We start from the raw sequence: 16,311 nt of genomic DNA, 5'->3' as shown, positions 1-16,311 counted from the left end.
CCCGCGTGGCATCGGTGAAGCCCTCCGCCTCGATGGCGGTATCGCAGGCGGCGAAGGCGCTGATGGCGACGGGAGCCGACGTCATCGACCTGGGGCTGGGCGAGCCGGATTTCGCCACACCGGCGCATGTCGTGGAAGCGGCGCACCAGGCGGCGTTGGCGGGCGACACCAACTACGCGCCATCGGCAGGCACACCGACGCTGCGACGCGCGATCGCCGCGAAATTTTTGCGCGAGAACGACATCGTGGTCGATCCCGATGCGGTGATCGTGGCAACGGGTGCAAAGCAGATCATCTTCAACGCTCTGATGGCCACGATGCAGGAGGGCGACGAAGTAATCGTGCCCGCGCCCTATTTCGTATCATATCCTGAAATGCCCCGTTTGTTCGGCGGCTTGCCGATCACGGTCGAGACCCGCGCCGAACGGGGATTCCGCTTGGACCCGGCCGACCTTGATGCGGCGCTCACGCCGCGGACGCGGTGGCTGTTCCTCAACAACCCGGTCAATCCGTCCGGCGCCTTCTACACGCGTGCAGATCTGATGGCGCTGGGCGCGGTGCTGGAACGCCATCCGCATGTCCTGATCCTGTCCGACGAGATCTACGAACACATCCTCTTCGATGGGCGCCGGTTCGTGTCGTTCGCCGCGGCATGCCCCGAACTGCGCAATCGTAGCCTGATCGTGAATGGCGTGTCGAAGGCCTATGCCATGACCGGTTGGAGAGTCGGTTACGCAACTGGCCCCGCCCCGCTGCTCAAGGCGATGACTACGATCCAGAGCCAGTCCTGCACTTCGATCGCCTCGATCTGCCAGGCGGCGGCCACCGCCGCGCTTGACGGACCGCAGGACGCCGTCGCCGACTTCCGGACAGCTTTCGAGCGCCGTAGGGATCTGGTCGTGGAAGGAATCGCGACGATCGACGGCTTGGAGCTGGCCGCCCCGGACGGCGCGTTCTACGCCTATATCAATTGCGGCGACCTGATCGGAGCCAGCACTCCGGACGGCCTGATCCTGACGGACGACACCAAAGTCGCGACTTATTTCCTTCACGAGGCCGGTGTGGCCGCTGTACCCGGTGCCGCGTTCGGGTTGTCTCCCTATATCCGGATCTCGACGGCGACGTCGGATGCCCTGCTTGCCGAGGCGATCGCACGGCTGCGCCGCGGGACAGCAGCTCTTAGGAGGTGATCAGGGTGGTCACACGACCGTTCGTAACCAATTAATGAACGCTTGAAGTGCCTTGCTGGGTTGCACGGCTTCGGGCCAGACGAGGAAGTACCTGCCCTTTGATGCCATGGCGCTGTCTGGGACGATCGCCAGCCGACCCGACCGCACCTCCGCCTCCGCGACGAAGGTTGGCAGAAGCCCGAGCCCCAAACCGGCCGCTGACGCTTGCGCCATAGTGAAATATTGATCGAACAGCATGCCGCGGAGGTTGCGAGCGTCGCAACCGCGATGTTCGAACCACTCCTCCCATGCACCGGGGCGGCTTTCGAGATGGAGGAGCGGCAGGTCGAGCAGCGAAGCCGCCTCACCGGTGATTCGCTTGGCGAGTGTCGGGCTGCAGACCGCGACCACCGATTCTTCGGTCAGTTGCAGGTACCGGACGCCTTGCCACTCCTGCTCGCCGTAATGGATTGCCGCATCGAACTTCTCGGTATTGAAATTGAACGGCGCCAATTGAGTGCTGAAATGCACGACCATGTCGGGATGGCGCCGGTTGAACGCGCTCAAGCGCGGCGTCAGCCAATGGGCAGCGAAGGCCGGCAATACGCCGAGCCTTACGCTGCTGCGCTCGCCATTGGCGCGGATCTTCAAACTCGCCTTCGCCAAATCGTTGAGGCATTCACGTACCGCTGCAGCATAGTCGGTGCCAGCCGGCGTGAGCACCAATCCACGCCCCTGCCGGATCGTCAGAAGCACGCCGATTTGTTCTTCAAGCACTTTCAACTGCCGACTGACCGCCGAATGGGTCAGGGACAGTTCCTCGGCAGCGGCGGTCGCCTGACCCAACCGGTCGACGGCCTCCAACGCAAGCAGGGAACTAATCGAAGGCAGGAACCGCCGCGGTGCTATCATGTAAGATTTTCTCAACGATCGTTACGGTTTCATCGCTTTATACATCACGATGAAGGGGGTTAGCTCATGCTTTCATACGGATAGCAGCAATGATCCCAGACCATGCCAATACGATGATAGACCGTGGTTGGTCCGCATCACGTTTGGACATGTCCAGCATAACGGGCATCGGCATCGCGCAGTACGGCCATAACCGCCCAATCCTGCACCGCGACGCCGACCGTCTTGAAAAGACGGCGCCCCGACAAGCGCGGGCTGTCCTGCAACGCACGTCCGAGCGGCAGCAGATCGTCTTCGCTCAAGTGGCCGGCGCGCAACGCCTCGATGACGTCGCCCGACTCTGCGGTGCAGGCTCGTACATCATCTACGACTATATGCCCGCTTGTATGCAGAAGCTCCGCAGGAACCTCGCGCATGTCGGGACGATACGAGCCCACCGCCAACACGCAGGCCTCGGGCGCGAGATCGTCGATTTCGAACAATGGTCGTTGCGCGGTCGTGACGCAGCAGACGATGTCGCTTTCTTTAAGCAGTCCGCCGTTGGCCGAGGACGAGGTCGAGATCATGACGCCAGGCAGGTCGCGTTCCAGACGGTGTGCCAACGCCTCAGCGCGCGCCGCCGTCCGATTCACGATCGCCAGTCGTCGCAATCGTCGGACCGCCGCGACGGCCATGACCTGGTCGTACGCCTGCCCACCCGCTCCGAATATCGTCATCGTCTCGGCGCCAGCCACGCAGAGCAGATCCGCCGCGACGCCGCTGAGCGCGCCGGTCCTGAGCTTCGTCACCTCCCCCGCATCGGCCACCAGCGTCTTCGGATCGCCCGCAGCGGTGGAGACGACGGCTCCGGTTATGAAGAGCGTCCGTCCGGCATCGAGCGACAGTATCTTGGTCGCCGATGTACCGCTTGGCCGGTGGAATACCGGCATCACCAGCACGTCGCTCCCACCCAATCCGATCCGCTGCGGCATGTCGAACTCCCGGCGTTCCAGTGCGATCATCGCGCTGCGCACTGCGTTTATCACGCGCGTCATCGGCGCGAGAGACCGCACGGCGGCGTCATCGAACGCCCGATACGAATTCGTCACGGCATTCTCCATTCCTGATCGCCTGGACCAACCACTCGCTTGTCAAATCTCTAAGAAGGAAAAACAGATCATGGCCGAATCAAACATCAAAGCATCGTTCTCCAATGCGGTGTCCGGCTCGCAGCGCGCAACGCTCGACGATCTCGTCTGGGACACGCAGACCAAGCCCGGCGTCAGCGTTGCAATCCTGTATCGCCATGAGACTTCGGGCGAATATACCGCCCTCGTCGACATGGCACCTGGAACCAATTACGCTGCTCATACGCATCAACTGCTTGAAGAGGTGTTCGTGATCTCCGGTACGTTCTATGACAACGAGAAGGTCTATCGCACTGGCGATTACGTCATTCGCGAACCAGGTGCCGTTCACACCACCCGTGCCGACGAGGATTGCCGCGTCCTTGTCACCTATCGCCGGTTCTGACCGCGATGTCCCCCGTGGAGCAGAAAGCGCGACGGGGGACCTTGGTCCTGACCGACTATGGACGCGGGTCGATGGCGGCCATGATATTCGCCAGATCCTGCTCGCTGAACGGAATCCGCGGGAACTGCATGATGCTCGCCAGCGGAATGCCTAGGATCGAGTCCCGGCCTGCTGGATCGGCCAAAAGGTCGCCGAGACGCCCGCGCATCCCGCCGTTCGCGTCGATCACGGCGTTCAGCTTGGGCCCGGCCTGCGGATGGGCGAACCAATGGCCGAGCGGGGACCACATCGTCAGCGGCTCGGACAACGGCTTGTTCGGCAGGTCAAGCGTCGAACGCAGGCGTACGTCGCGTGAAGATGCACCGATGAGGACAGCCACTTCGCCGCCCGTCTCCACCCAGCCGGCCTGTGGATGGAAATGCCGAAGCCGGTTGCGCGGAACGGCGATCGTTACGCGTTCACTCCTGCCAGCCGCAACGCGTACCTTCGCGAAGGCGCGCAATTCCTGTTCAGGCATACGCAGTACGCCGGACGGCGCAGCCACATAGAGCTGAACGACCTCGGCGCCGTCACGATCGCCGACGTTCGCGACAGTGATCGATGCGGTGAAGGCGATAGGATCGCTCGCATCATGCCTATCGATCACGAGGTCGTCATAGTCGAATTGTGTAAAGGACAGTCCATGACCGAAGGGATAGTCAACGGGCATCTTGCGGGCGTCGTACCAACGATAGCCGATATAGAGACCTTCGCCGTACCGGACATGGAGCCCTTCGCCCGGGAAGTCGATATAGGCTGGGGTATCTTCGATCCGCAGCGGGATTGTCTCGGCGAGCCGACCCGCCGGGTTGACGACGCCGGTCAGCACATCGACGATTGCCTCGCCATGCGCTTGGCCGGTAAGCCAGAATTCGACCAGCGCACCGCACTGATCGCGCCAGCCGGCGGTAGTAACGACCGAGCCGTTGCTGAGCACAACGACGACGCGCGAACTTACCGCTGACACAGCACGCAGCAGATCGACCTGCACGGCGGGCAACTCGATCGACGTGCGATCATGCCCCTCCGCCTCGTCGACCGCCGGCAGGCCAAGCACCATCACGACCGTATCGGCCGCCCGTGCAGCCTCGACCGCGGCAGCCCGCAGCGTATCGTCCGCAACGCCATCGAGTCGGTAACCGGCTTCGAACCGGACATCACTCATCGCATCACCCAACGCCTCCAGCGCGCTCACCAATCGAGTCGGATTAACCGCTGAGCTGCCGGCCCCCTGATAGCGCGGCGTGCGGGCGAGTTCGCCAATCAGCGCGACGCTCTTCACGCTTGTGACGTCGAGCGGCAAGAGGCCCCGCTTATTGTGCAGCAGCACTGCGCTTTCCGCGGCGGCGCGACGGCAGAGCGCATGGTTCGTCGCGACATCAGCCTTTGGCGCAGGCACGATCGACGCCGTTCGTTCGCCCAGTTGGCGCAGACGTGCCGCGACACGTTCCAAGACCACGACGTCCAGCTTCCCGCCACGTGCGGCCTGGAGCACTTTCTCGTTGGTCGCCGACCCCGGCATTCGCAGATCGAGACCAGCGGCAACCGCGGCTACTGGATCGTACACACCACCCCAGTCCGACACCACGAGGCCATCAAAGCCCCATTCGTCACGCAGGATATCGGTCAGTAGCCATTTGCTCTGGCTAGCGTACTCGCCATTGATCGCATTGTACGAACTCATGACCATCCACGGCTCGCCCTCCCGTACCGCGATCTCGAACGCACGTAGATAGATCTCGTGGAGCGGGCGGGGATCGATGTCCGCGCTGACGCGCATCCGCTCAGTTTCCTGGTTGTTCAGCGCGAAATGCTTCAGCGTCGCTGCCACCCCCTTCGACTGTATGCCCCGCACCATGGCGCCGGCCAGAACGCCGGCCAGCAATGGATCTTCGCTGTAGTATTCAAAGTTGCGCCCGCACAGCGGACTGCGCTTCATATTCAGGCCTGGCCCGAGTACGACGTCGACGCCTTGCGCGCGCGCCTCGACTGCGATGGCGCCGCCGACCTCCGCGACCAGCTCGGCGTCCCATGACGATGCAAGCGCGACTGCTGGCGGAAAACAGGTAGCCGGAAGGCTGCGCCCCAACCCCAGATGATCGGGACTATCGTCGTCCTGCACACGCAGGCCATGGGGGCCGTCCGCCATGCGGATGCGCCGCACGCCGCGGCTTTCATCGACATGAGTGTTCCAATAGTCCGAGCCCGTGCACAGCAACGCGAGTTGGTCCAGATCGCCGGGGCGGTCATTCTCAATTGTCATGGTCATCTTTCTCGAATGAATTGTGTGATCGTCGCACCGATCAACGCGAAGCCGGCCGCGACGAGATACAGCGAGGTATAATTGCCCGTTGACCCGGACGCACCGATCGACAGGAGCAATGGTGCCAGAGCAGGTGCCATGGTCTGCGGGATGGTGGCGGATAGGTTGAACACGCCCATGCCCATCGCGGCTTCATCGCGTGCGTTAGGCAGCACTTGTGACACCAGCGCATAGTCCACCGCCAGATACAGCCCCATCGCGAAGCCCGATACCGCGATACCGACGAAGAACGCGGGTACCGTCGTCGCGTAGGCGACGATGAGCATCGCAACGACGAACAGCATCGAGGCGAAGACCACGAACGGCTTGCGACGTTCCAGTCGATCGGACAGCCACCCCCCGGGAACGCTGCTTACGACGATGCACGCTGCGAGGATGAACATCGCTTTCGTCAGCACGGGGATGACTGTTTCAGTGGTAAAACCCAGCCGGTCGATCAGGAAATACGTCTTGTAGGTGGTCAGCTGATACAGGCCCAACCAAACGAAGAAGCGCCCGAGCCATGCCAGCGTGTAGTCGCGGTGGGCGAACAGGTTGAATGAGAAGTTGCGGGGCCGAACCGCCGTAGCGCGCTGGTTAGGGACAGGGTCCGTCTCCGCAGGCGGCGCCTCTCGCAACGCCAGAACAAAGGGGAGGGTCACAAGGACGCCTATCACGCTTGGCCAGACGAACATCCCCGCACCCTGCGTTCCCACGATCTGAATCAGGAAGGTGCCGCCGACGATGCCGATCTGGGGCGTGACGCCCATCAGCCCAGACACACGACCGCGCAATCGCACTGGCACGCGTTCCGGGAGAATGGCGATCAGGGAGGCGACTGCCGCGTTGAACGATAGCTGTGCGGCCACCCAGCCCGCGACCGCCCAGGGAACGGTAGGAGCAAAACCCAGACCAATGACAGAAAGGCAGCCGCACAGCATGCCGCCCGCGATGAACGGGCGGCGCTTGCCCCAGCGCGACCGGCTGCGATCGCTCAATATGCCAAAGATCGGGTTTGAGAAGAGCGCCGCGGCAGCACCGGCGCTCGCAACGAGGGCAAGTGCCGCGCCCTTGTGGTCCGGCGCGAGTTGCCCGACGCGCACCGCCAGCGTCACGGAGGCAGGAGTCTGGAGTGCGAGCCATATCCCGACGAGCGCCAAGATGTAGCGGGCGATGAAACCGCCGCCGATCGCCTGCCCGGTCAGGCGTGCGTGACGTTCGGCTAGCGGTTCGCCGTCGGACGATGCGATGGTCATGCCCCGCGATAACCGGGCATGCTCATTGGCTCCTGCCCTGCCGCCCCGCCGCAGCAGCCATCGTCGTATGTGAAAAGTAAACTGATCCTCATTGTCTTCTCCATGACGGCGGATTTGGCTTCGGGGTCCATGGCCAGGCTATCTGTCCTTAGAACCTTGTTCCGGCTCGCACGCCGTAGGTGCGCGGATCACTGAATTGGACGGTACCATTGGCGCCTGCGCCCGCGACGGTAACTTGTAGATTGTTCTCCAGGTTCTTCGCAAAGGCTTGAAGATACCATGCGCGGTCCGGGGCTGTGTAAGTCGCGGTAAGGTCCGTCTGAGTGAATTCGGGCTGGCGGAACTGAGCATTGATCGCCAGGGCCGCAAGGCGGTAGCTTGCCGAATAACGGGTCCTTGCGCCCACGTCGAACGTAGCGCCGTCGCCGACCGGGAAGCTGTGCGTGTAGCCGGCGGTGAACGCGAACTCCGGGGAACGATCAAGCCGCTTTCCTTCCCAGTTCAGCGTCGGATAGGCCGCAGCGTTCGGGAAGAAACTGCCGTAACGCGCGTCGAGCCACGAGAAGGATCCATCGAGCCGGTCGCGGTCGGTGACCGCGACGTTGCCTTCCAGCTCAATCCCGTCAATCTTGGCAGCGGTTGCGTTCGTCGTTTGAGTGCAGAGCGCACCGCCGGCACAAAATGGCCCCACCTGCGACAGTTGGAGGTTGCTGTAGTCGTAGTGGAACGCCGACACGTTGAGCCTAGCCCGGTTCTGCCAGAACCGTGTCTTCAATCCGATTTCGTAATTGGTCAACGTCTCCGGCTCGTAATAGAGCGAGTTGGCGGGCAAGGTACATCCCGTGCCCGTTCCTGCCTCGCAGCCGTCGTTGAAGCCGCCCGCCTTGTATCCCGTCGCCACCAGACCGTAGAGGAGCGTCCGACTGCCCAAGTCGTAATCGGCGCCGACCTTCCAAGTCACCTTGTTGTAGGTGCGCCTCGCGTTGTTCGGCGAGCTGATGTCCCCGGCTGCACCACAGTTGATATCGAACCGGCATTGAACCGTGGCACCGGTACGCGCCTTTTCATCATTGGTATAGCGCACGCCACCCGTCAGGCGGAGGCTGGGGAGCAGGCTGTATGTCGCTTGACCGAACAGGGCCTTGGATTCCGACAACACGTAACGCTGCGGAAAAGCAAACACATACCCCACCTGCCCTGGTACGAGCCGCGCACCGTTGACGACGCGGGCATACAGGATCGAGTCGACGGACCCTCGCTCGCGAAAATAATAGGCGCCGATCTGAGCGCGCAGCGGACCTTCGCCATTGGTCGCCAAGCGGATCTCCTGGCTGTTCTGCCGGAACGACGCGTCATATTGCCACGGTGTCAGGCCGGCGACGTAATAGAACAGCTTGCCCTCGTGCCGATCAAACCCACGCGCCGAGCCGAGATAGTTGAACGTCACCGGTCCCAGATCATATTTGAACTCTGCTCCGACGCCATAGGTTTGGCTGTCGCGTTCCAGATTGCGGGCAAGCCCAGCATATTGGGCCAAGTCCGCGGTCTGCGAATTGATCGTTAGCAGCTGCTTGGTGCTGCGCTGACTGGCGATGTAAGTCGGATCGGTCAGCTGCGTGGTGAAGTTGGAGTAGAAATTTAGGGTAGGCACAAACACGCCCTGCCCCATGACCTTGCCGCCAAGATGCGAATAATCACCGCGGATGAGTAGTTCGCCCTTATCGAAGACGTACAGCGCTGAAAGCCGCGTCGAGACGTCGTCCTTGAACGGCGACAAATCGAGCGGAAAGTTTGTACCGCCCCGGATAAAGTTGTCGCGACGATTATAAGTGACGGCAGCACGAAGCGCGAGGTCGTCGGTGACCGGTGCGTTGACGACACCAGTCAACTGCGCATTGTTGTAATTGCCGTAAGCTGCATCGATCGAGCCCGAAACGCCGTCGAAATTGGGCCTGTTGCTGATCAAGTTGATCGCGCCGGCCGTCGTATTGCGACCGAAGAGAGTTCCCTGTGGACCGCGCAGCACCTCAGCTCGCGCGATGTCGAAGAAGCTGACCTCCTGCACCTGGGGACGCGCGATATAGATGCCGTCGAGCATAAACGCTGCCGACGGATCGCCCTTTTCGGTACCGTCGTTGCTGGTCACGCCACGGATCGTGATCTGGACACCGTTGTTGCGGTTGATCGTGAGGTTCGGCACGAGGTTGCCCAACGCGGTCGGATCGGTCACGCCAGCCGACCTCAATGCTGTTTCGCCGATAGCGGTCAATGCGATCGGAGTCTTCGACGCTTTAGTTTCGAAGCGGGTGGCCGTAACCACAATCTCGCCCGGCTCTTCGGCTTGAGCTTCGGCGACGGGCTTGTCAGTAATCGCGTTCTGTCCAGTCTGGGCCAGTGCAAAACTGGGATGCAGCGCGCTTGCAGCAACGCTGATAACCAGCCATTTAGACGTCTTGATATTGGCGCCGCTCGTCATGTCTTAGCCCCCATGAAACACCGCTAGATCCGATTGACCCACCCATTGATCGGTGTGCGAGCGAGAGCTAATCTTACATTCTGATGACGAAAAAGCGATTATTTTGCCATGTGCGTGGAGATTTTCTCACATTGTTGCGCCGTTGGAACCGCTGTCAATCCCAAGCAGCTAGCACTATCGAGGCGCTGTAGACGCCTCTTCCGGTCCAGTTTCTTCCCTTAATCGACTAACGGTTTCCATTGACCGTTGCCGTGAAAGCAGCAAGACGGCTGTCTTCCAAGCGTGGGTCTAGCTACTCGCGCCAGGATCCTCTTAGCGATCTCACCGGTCTGTCTTAGGAGTTCGGCGGCTTCGAGCGCTTTCCAGGCACCTGCCGACACAGCAAGCCTGAACGAACGGCAGCTTAGCCCGTTTGGCGCTCCATAGCGGACAGGCCGTTATCCACCAGTTTTACCGTAAATGCGGACGGTCCGCATGCATCAGGAACTCGCCGTTTTCAGCGGACAAGCTGCACGCTCCTGCCCTTCGACAACTGCGGAGCGCGGTGCTGTCCCTTCGGAGAACCTTCGTTCGCACAGGTTGGCAAACGTCTTTTCGGATTGTCTCAGCCGTCCAGCTGCGAATGCCCCTGCCGCCCCCGCGACCAATGTGGTAGAAGTGCGGATGCTCAAGACAAGAATAAAGCGGCTCGCCGATCGAGGTGATCGCGCGGTGCAGCGCCTTGCCGAAATCGAAGCCTCGATCACGAACCTTTCTAACGAGGATCTGCTCGACCTAGCTGACATCTTCAAGGCCGAGCCCCGCCCGCCAATTGGGGACATGGCGTTCTTGGAAATGGTGCGGCGGGATATCCGTCTTTGAAAGCCGCACGGCTACGTGTCAGCAGGATTATGTGCTCACGCTGAGCCACATCGGTTACAGGCAAGGATAGCCCACAACTTTACACAATCATGGCGGAGCAACGGCGCAGCGATGGTAGCGATTGGAACCCGGATCAATGAGATTGGCACTTTGATCCGTGATGGCGGGGCCTTCTACCTTCGCCGCGATGTCGGTGGGCGCTACGAGCTGGAACTGCATCGCACTCCCGTCGATCTCGTTGAGAAGCGCGTTCGGCTCGTCGGCACATTGGTTGGCCCAGATCTTGTGAACGCTGACGGCGTTGCACCAGCTTAGCGAGCAGACCATTCCTCTCGTACTGAGGCACTCGGCGCAATTTTGATTCATCCTGACTCATTCGCGTTGCGCACAAACCACGAACAGACATCATACCGGCCATGGAACAGCGGATCATTCATGCCTGCGGTCATGAGCAAGCTCATGATCTCACGGGCTTTGACAGCCAGCAGGCACGCAAGGCCCGGTGGCTGAAGACGACGACCTGTCGAGACTGCTTCGTTGCGGAAAAGCGAGCGGAGGAAGCCGCTGCGGCAGCGTTAAGCAGCGCCGCTATCTCCCACCTTGATCTTCCACTGCTTACCGGCACCGATCGGCAAATTAGCTGGGCGTCGACGATCAGGACCAAGCGGCTCGCGGCGCTAACCAACCTCAACAGCAACGCCGATTGTTACGCTTGCCTTCAGGTGACTGACGCCAAATGGTGGATCGATCACCGCGATCTGACGGACGTCGATCTGATGGCGGCAGCGACGCAGGCAGCGGACATTCAAAGCGCCACGGCGGCCAGGGCTTCGATTACGGATATGTCTCGAACGGCATGATCGTTCCGCTGACGCCATCGCGACGGCCAACGTTGCGAAGACGGTGTCATCAATAGCACGAACTTTTGACGCGATATCGCGCGCATGCCCCACTGCTTGAGATCCGAGCCGGTGCGAAACGTATATCTGCAGCACAGTGCTTTTAAGGTATGCCCCTAGCTCACCGCTACGGGCTAGTCGGTTTTACGTGATAAAACTGCGTATAAAATTCAGGTCAATTTGATCGCCTAGTCCGGCTGAAGCCTTAACCCAAGAGGACCATACGGCACCTATTCAAATAGCACTGCTGAAGCATCATTCAGAGGGCGGCACATCGGACGGTCTCAAATACGCTAAGCCCCGGCAGGTTCACTCAGGCGTCGCAAAACAACTGTTTGTCACACACTCGTGACGGGAACCGGGCTTTCCGTACATTCGACCGCTGAACGGCGATAAGTGGTGGCAACCGGACAGGCCGCTTTTAGGAAGGCAGGTGGCCATAGCCGATATTGCCCGGGGCTACTGCTTTTCCCACAAAAAATGGTAAAACGGGCATCGCGAAACTGCACGCCCTCAATCGACGTATGATCGGGACGCGATTTCGTTACTGCGTCGGCGGACGTGAACGGTTCAGGGCGCGAAGTGCCTCAAACAGCGCAGTGTCGCGTCCAGCGCGAAGATCCGCCGACGAAGCGAGGACCGCGAGATTTGGCGCGACACCGGCCCCTTCCAGACGCGTTCCATCCAGCATTATTACTTCCTGCACCGGCACCTGTACCCGCCCGCCGTCGGGAAGCGGAAAGGTGGGGGCACCTAGAACGGACCCATTCGTTCGCCGTCCGATTACGATGGCACGGCCAAGCCGCTTGAGTACCGCAGTCGATACCTCCGCGGCGCTTGCAGATGCAGGACCGGTTAGGATCGCGAGTGGGCCGGCATAGGGCGCGGCATCGCCATCAGCATCGGTCTTGAACACCCCGCGGCCGGACGCGTCTACCGTCCTGTAGACGGGGCGACCTGGCGGCAGGAGTAGGTTTAGGAGGAGCATCGGGAACCCGCCGCTGTTGAAACGAAGATCGATCACCACACCTGCCGGCCCGGCCTGTCGCAACGCTTCCGCGACCTTTCGAACAGGTTCCACCTCGAACTTGTCAAACCGGATGTAGCGTACGCCGCCGGCAAAGGACCGCACTTCGACGGCTGGCCGAGTCCGTGAACAACCGACGTCGAAGGCGACCTTGCTTTTCGGGCCATCGGGAAGGGCAAGTGTGCGAAGATTGTCTCGTCCGCTGCCTTCCCACTTCCCTATCTGGTCGGGCGTCAGGCGAAGGAGCGTCGCCGTAATCCGACGGCCCGATAGAGCTGGCTTGTTGGCATATTCCAGCACAAGCCATCCGGGCGCCACGCCGGCATGGGCCGCAGCAGAGCCAGGGATCACCTCACCCACTTCGATCCCGACACCCTTTCCGCGCCGAATGGGAGTGAGAAACATCCCGCCGTCCGGTTCCGGGCAGGGCGATGAGACGGGCGATTGCGTTGGGATGCCCTCGTCCGCCTTCGCGCGCCTCGCTGCCGCGATCGGCATCTCCACGCCGACATGCGATACCGGGAACCTCTGGGCTAGTTGGGCCATCACGTCCCAGTAGAGATGCCAGTCGTCGGCACTTTTCGCGGCCTTGAGGCGCCAGTGACGTCTGAGCTTCGGCCAGTCGAGCCCACCAAAGGACTGGTCGTAATAATGTGCTGATATCTGAGCCGCGAAGGCGTCGTAGATGGCGAGACTCCGCTCCACACCGGTCAACCGCCCGAACGCCTCCGCCGCGTACTTGGCATCCTGCCGAGCCGCCTCCTGGCGTGGCCCGACAACAAGGAAGAAGTAGGCAACCAGTCCAGCAAACAGCAGGGCCGCCGCAGCGACGCAGCCGCTGAGGATGCGAAGCAGCCACCTCAAGACGGTCGGGCCTTTTGGCGAAAGCGCGGACGTCGAAGCGTACCCCCGCAGCTCCCGTCCTTCCCGGACGATTCAGCGGCAGGGAGCCTCGTACCGTCGCGGGAGCCATCTTCGATCACAACGCGACGCTATGCGTTAGGGCAACGCCTGTCGAATTTGGCGGCAGCTTCCTGCAAACGAACGGCGGGCGGGAAACTCACCGCCTCGATCGGGCTGAGGGACGCCGGCGGGTTTCGCTTTCCCGAAATCTGTTCCCAATCGCTCTATCCCGAAATGGCCGATCGGAAACCGAGAAAAAAGATCGCGCTTAACGAATGGCCGCTATTGCGCGCCCGGATCCCAAGCCTGAAAGGCCGGACGTGGGCGTCAGCGGTCATTCGATGCGACCGGCCCCGGAACGTCCGAACTTGGTGCTCAGCTGCCGTCCATGACGTCGCTGGCCCGAAGCCATGGAAACTCGGTTGCGGCCTCCCGCTCCGCAGTAGTCGGCAAAACCCCGGGTGTTCTACACTGAGCGATATGACCGCGGGCGCGAAGATTAGAACGGAGCAGGCGGCTTATTCGTCATTGATACGCGTTGAATATCACCATCAATCCCTAGCACTACCTCAATTTCCCAGTAGCGTTTTCCAGGCCCGTCAGGTGCGTAGGCGAGCCGATATGGCTGCCATAGCTCGTTGTCGCTGCGCACCCTTTCGACACTCCACACGCTCTTGAACGGCACCTTCAAAAAGACGTCTCGCGGTGAAACCTTGGCCTCATCATAGGAGGCAATCGATCCCGCGAGTAATTCAAAAGACTCAAACTTACCGGCTTCTAAGTTACGTTGAGCCTCCTCCAACTTGGCAATAAGACTAACTGCATCTTGAGGGCTGAGTCCCGTTAATTGCCTCGTGCTTGGAGCTGGCGAAGCCTGACTCGCATGTGCCCCACCAATAGCGGATTGCCCCGCCAGCCCTATAATAAGAGCAATGTGCCAGATTCGCATGGTTTGTCCTTAGGCGATCGGAGTTGCCCCGGTAACCGCGTGGAGCCCGCTCAAATGCTATACCCCGAAGGCCTTGATGCAAAACCTGCGATTTTATCACGGATATCCGGCATTGGTGGATTGCCGACGTTACCTTACGAGCGGCCTATTCCGCAGGCTGACGGTATTCGAGCGGAATAGGTTTGAAGATAGCAGTTGACGCGCATCCTAAAACCAAGCCAGTCAGGACGAACGGGCTGAAGGCAGCGTTGCCTCGGATCATCTCGATCGCACCGGTCACGGCAAGCCAAGTGACAACTAGCAGAAACAGCCTCGTGAAGAACATTCGGAGTCGTGGATGCATCCGATTTTTCAGGCGCGTGGTCCAACTCGACATCAATAGCTCCCGTTCTTGCAAGGACATGTCATACGCCGGCCACATCCGCAATTAAGCGCTTCCCGCCTGTCCGCTCTGGGGTCCGCTTTGCCGACAGCGAATGTCGCGACCTAGTGATGAGCGGACCGTCCGTTTTCGGGGGCTAATAGGAAAGTAACGCTGTTTTAGCGGCCTTCCTTCCGGCAACCAACAAAATCAAAAAATTGCCTGTCGAGGAAGGCGGTGTCTTTGGAACCCGCCGCGTCCCGGAAAAGCATATGAGCCGGAGCAGGTTCTCCCCGCTTCGGAACGTGATTGATCAGATTATACATGATATCGGTTCCGATATATTGCCTGTTTCCGTATGGACGAGCCCCCCCATCCGGACTTGGCGGCTGCCAGCCTTTGGCGATAACGTCTTCCGTAGACGCAACATTTTGGAGCCCGTTCGAGCCACCGTTCCACGGCAGCCACCAAAAGGTCTTCCTTAATTCCTTATGCTGGACTGCTATCGCAACATGGCTTGGCCAATCTGGACCGCTGTCGACTGGGCGAAAGTAGGCAGTTACGCTTGGATCGTGGCGCAAAACATAGTGTGCCTGCTCAACGGGACAGGTAGCTACCGTAGCCGCCGCAAGTGCTAACATGCCAATCATTGCGACAGTCTCCGCCTCTAGTCTTATGTCATTGTAGCTGATGAATGAGTATCGGCAATCGTGACCGCCATGAAGACGGATACGAACGGGTGTAGGCGGAAGCGGAATGACCGGGATTGGCGGAAAGCGAACGTTTCGTTCTAGTTATTCCGTAACACTGATTAACCCTCTGGTAGCAACACCACTCTAGGTGATTGATTGCTGATAAAGGGTAATATAATACGATGAGCGGTTCGGTCTCGAGAGATCGACGCAAAGTTTGCGTCGCATCCGCTATAATCCTTGCGTCATCTGCTGTCGTTTCGTTCGTGAGTCTGCTTGTCTATGCGCAAGGGCTCCCGGAATTACCAATAACCTCCATAGTGANGGCATGGTCCCTCATGAAACAGATCAATCCGGACTTTCTATACCCAAACGCGCTGCCAAAGCTCCTTTATGTCGTAGCACTCCTGGGAGCCATAATGGTCCTAGTTCCCGCTAACGCAATAAAATCCGGGGATGTCCGTTAGTGGACGTCCGCGGAACGGCCAGAATTTGGTGGTCAACGGACAGGCCGCTTTTGGGTACGAATGTGGCGATAGCTGCCGTTAACAGAAGCGCCGACATCGAAAGGAGACCACGCGCCGAAGAAAGTCCGAGACTAAAATGGCGGGGGATACCTCCGATATATTTGTAAGGAGATGATCGGTTTATAACCTGTCACCTCCACTACCCACATGTCATCTTGCCAAAACTGAAGTTCCGTTGCCGGCCCGCGAACCGAACTTGGCAAATCGACGTTCCCCAGATGGCGCCAATTGAGCCCGGCCAGCACGCGGACTCCATCGCAGCGGTTACCCTTAGGAGTGGTGTCGTCTAAGCAAGTGACCGGAACCGAAGCACGGCCCGTCGTTGCTGCCTCGACTGAGAGATCGAGAACGGCCTTGACAATCCCGCGACCGAGCTGTGGTTCACCCGGTGGCAATTGAGCAAAGTTTTCCACGCGAGCGCACTCG

General features: G+C 60.3%; 13 protein-coding genes. 5 read left to right on the top strand and 8 right to left on the bottom strand.

What is annotated here, in order from left to right; all coding sequences use genetic code 11:
• Nucleotides 1–32 precede the first annotated feature (32 nt).
• A complete protein-coding gene (locus tag IFT71_RS19085; protein WP_192142928.1) occupies nt 33–1,190 on the top strand; it encodes a pyridoxal phosphate-dependent aminotransferase in 1,158 nt (385 codons plus the stop codon).
• Between the two features lie 9 nt (nt 1,191–1,199).
• Here the strand turns inward: IFT71_RS19085 and IFT71_RS19080 are convergent, their stop codons facing one another.
• On the bottom strand, nt 1,200–2,081 hold the full coding sequence (locus IFT71_RS19080; RefSeq protein ID WP_192142926.1) for a LysR substrate-binding domain-containing protein: 882 nt from the start codon (nt 2,079–2,081) through the stop codon (nt 1,200–1,202).
• 137 nt (nt 2,082–2,218) lie between these two features.
• Complete coding sequence (locus IFT71_RS19075; RefSeq protein ID WP_192142924.1) at nt 2,219–3,181, bottom strand: ornithine cyclodeaminase family protein; 963 nt, start codon at nt 3,179–3,181, stop codon at nt 2,219–2,221.
• Nucleotides 3,182–3,239: 58 nt separating this feature from the next.
• On the opposite strand from IFT71_RS19075, the gene IFT71_RS19070 reads away from it, so the two are divergent.
• Entirely contained in the window at nt 3,240–3,593 is a 354-nt protein-coding gene (locus IFT71_RS19070; protein ID WP_192142922.1) for a cupin domain-containing protein, read from the top strand.
• Nucleotides 3,594–3,648: 55 nt separating this feature from the next.
• On the opposite strand, the gene IFT71_RS19065 is transcribed toward IFT71_RS19070, so the two are convergent.
• The 3 genes from IFT71_RS19065 to IFT71_RS19055 all read right to left on the bottom strand — a co-directional run bounded on the left by IFT71_RS19065 (nt 3,649) and on the right by IFT71_RS19055 (nt 9,666).
• On the bottom strand, nt 3,649–5,895 hold the full coding sequence (locus tag IFT71_RS19065; RefSeq protein ID WP_197976236.1) for a glycoside hydrolase family 3 C-terminal domain-containing protein: 2,247 nt from the start codon (nt 5,893–5,895) through the stop codon (nt 3,649–3,651).
• A 2-nt stretch (nt 5,896–5,897) separates the two neighbouring features.
• A complete protein-coding gene (locus tag IFT71_RS19060) occupies nt 5,898–7,190 on the bottom strand; it encodes an MFS transporter (protein WP_192142918.1) in 1,293 nt (430 codons plus the stop codon).
• Between the two features lie 148 nt (nt 7,191–7,338).
• Nucleotides 7,339–9,666: a TonB-dependent receptor gene (locus tag IFT71_RS19055; protein WP_192142916.1), complete on the bottom strand. Its 2,328-nt coding sequence runs from the start codon at nt 9,664–9,666 to the stop codon at nt 7,339–7,341.
• A gap of 474 nt (nt 9,667–10,140) precedes the next feature.
• Between IFT71_RS19055 and IFT71_RS21640 the strand changes: the two genes are divergently transcribed.
• The 3 genes from IFT71_RS21640 to IFT71_RS19045 all read left to right on the top strand — a co-directional run bounded on the left by IFT71_RS21640 (nt 10,141) and on the right by IFT71_RS19045 (nt 11,387).
• On the top strand, nt 10,141–10,527 hold the full coding sequence (locus tag IFT71_RS21640) for a hypothetical protein (RefSeq protein ID WP_244655059.1): 387 nt from the start codon (nt 10,141–10,143) through the stop codon (nt 10,525–10,527).
• A 111-nt stretch (nt 10,528–10,638) separates the two neighbouring features.
• On the top strand, nt 10,639–10,842 hold the full coding sequence (locus IFT71_RS21635; protein ID WP_244655058.1) for a DUF5818 domain-containing protein: 204 nt from the start codon (nt 10,639–10,641) through the stop codon (nt 10,840–10,842).
• A 101-nt stretch (nt 10,843–10,943) separates the two neighbouring features.
• Nucleotides 10,944–11,387 (top strand): hypothetical protein, encoded by a 444-nt coding sequence (locus tag IFT71_RS19045; RefSeq protein WP_192142914.1) that lies wholly within the window; start codon nt 10,944–10,946, stop codon nt 11,385–11,387.
• Nucleotides 11,388–11,970: 583 nt separating this feature from the next.
• Here the strand turns inward: IFT71_RS19045 and IFT71_RS19040 are convergent.
• The 3 genes from IFT71_RS19040 to IFT71_RS21240 all read right to left on the bottom strand — a co-directional run.
• Complete coding sequence (locus IFT71_RS19040) at nt 11,971–13,317, bottom strand: S41 family peptidase (protein WP_192142912.1); 1,347 nt, start codon at nt 13,315–13,317, stop codon at nt 11,971–11,973.
• Nucleotides 13,318–13,855: 538 nt separating this feature from the next.
• A complete protein-coding gene (locus tag IFT71_RS19035; protein WP_192142910.1) occupies nt 13,856–14,305 on the bottom strand; it encodes a hypothetical protein in 450 nt (149 codons plus the stop codon).
• A gap of 1,651 nt (nt 14,306–15,956) precedes the next feature.
• Nucleotides 15,957–16,311 (bottom strand): hypothetical protein (locus tag IFT71_RS21240; protein ID WP_206757464.1); only part of this gene is annotated, 355 nt, incomplete at its 5' end.

The organism is Sphingomonas sp. CFBP 13733 (assembly GCF_014841795.1).
In the GTDB taxonomy this organism is placed as follows: domain Bacteria; phylum Pseudomonadota; class Alphaproteobacteria; order Sphingomonadales; family Sphingomonadaceae; genus Sphingomonas; species Sphingomonas aerolata.
Note: the sequence above shows the minus strand (reverse complement) of the source record. Positions and strands in the feature narration are given on the sequence as shown.

Coding starts and splice junctions, on each gene's coding strand:
- IFT71_RS19045 (WP_192142914.1), top strand. CDS start 10,944: ATGGAACAGCGGATCATTCATGCCTGCGGTCATGAGCAAGCTCATGAT.
- IFT71_RS19075 (WP_192142924.1), bottom strand. CDS start 3,181: ATGGAGAATGCCGTGACGAATTCGTATCGGGCGTTCGATGACGCCGCC.
- IFT71_RS19055 (WP_192142916.1), bottom strand. CDS start 9,666: ATGACGAGCGGCGCCAATATCAAGACGTCTAAATGGCTGGTTATCAGC.
- IFT71_RS21635 (WP_244655058.1), top strand. CDS start 10,639: ATGGTAGCGATTGGAACCCGGATCAATGAGATTGGCACTTTGATCCGT.
- IFT71_RS21640 (WP_244655059.1), top strand. CDS start 10,141: ATGCATCAGGAACTCGCCGTTTTCAGCGGACAAGCTGCACGCTCCTGC.
- IFT71_RS19080 (WP_192142926.1), bottom strand. CDS start 2,081: ATGATAGCACCGCGGCGGTTCCTGCCTTCGATTAGTTCCCTGCTTGCG.
- IFT71_RS19035 (WP_192142910.1), bottom strand. CDS start 14,305: ATGCGAATCTGGCACATTGCTCTTATTATAGGGCTGGCGGGGCAATCC.
- IFT71_RS19070 (WP_192142922.1), top strand. CDS start 3,240: ATGGCCGAATCAAACATCAAAGCATCGTTCTCCAATGCGGTGTCCGGC.
- IFT71_RS19065 (WP_197976236.1), bottom strand. CDS start 5,895: ATGACAATTGAGAATGACCGCCCCGGCGATCTGGACCAACTCGCGTTG.
- IFT71_RS19060 (WP_192142918.1), bottom strand. CDS start 7,190: ATGACCATCGCATCGTCCGACGGCGAACCGCTAGCCGAACGTCACGCA.
- IFT71_RS19085 (WP_192142928.1), top strand. CDS start 33: ATGGCGGTATCGCAGGCGGCGAAGGCGCTGATGGCGACGGGAGCCGAC.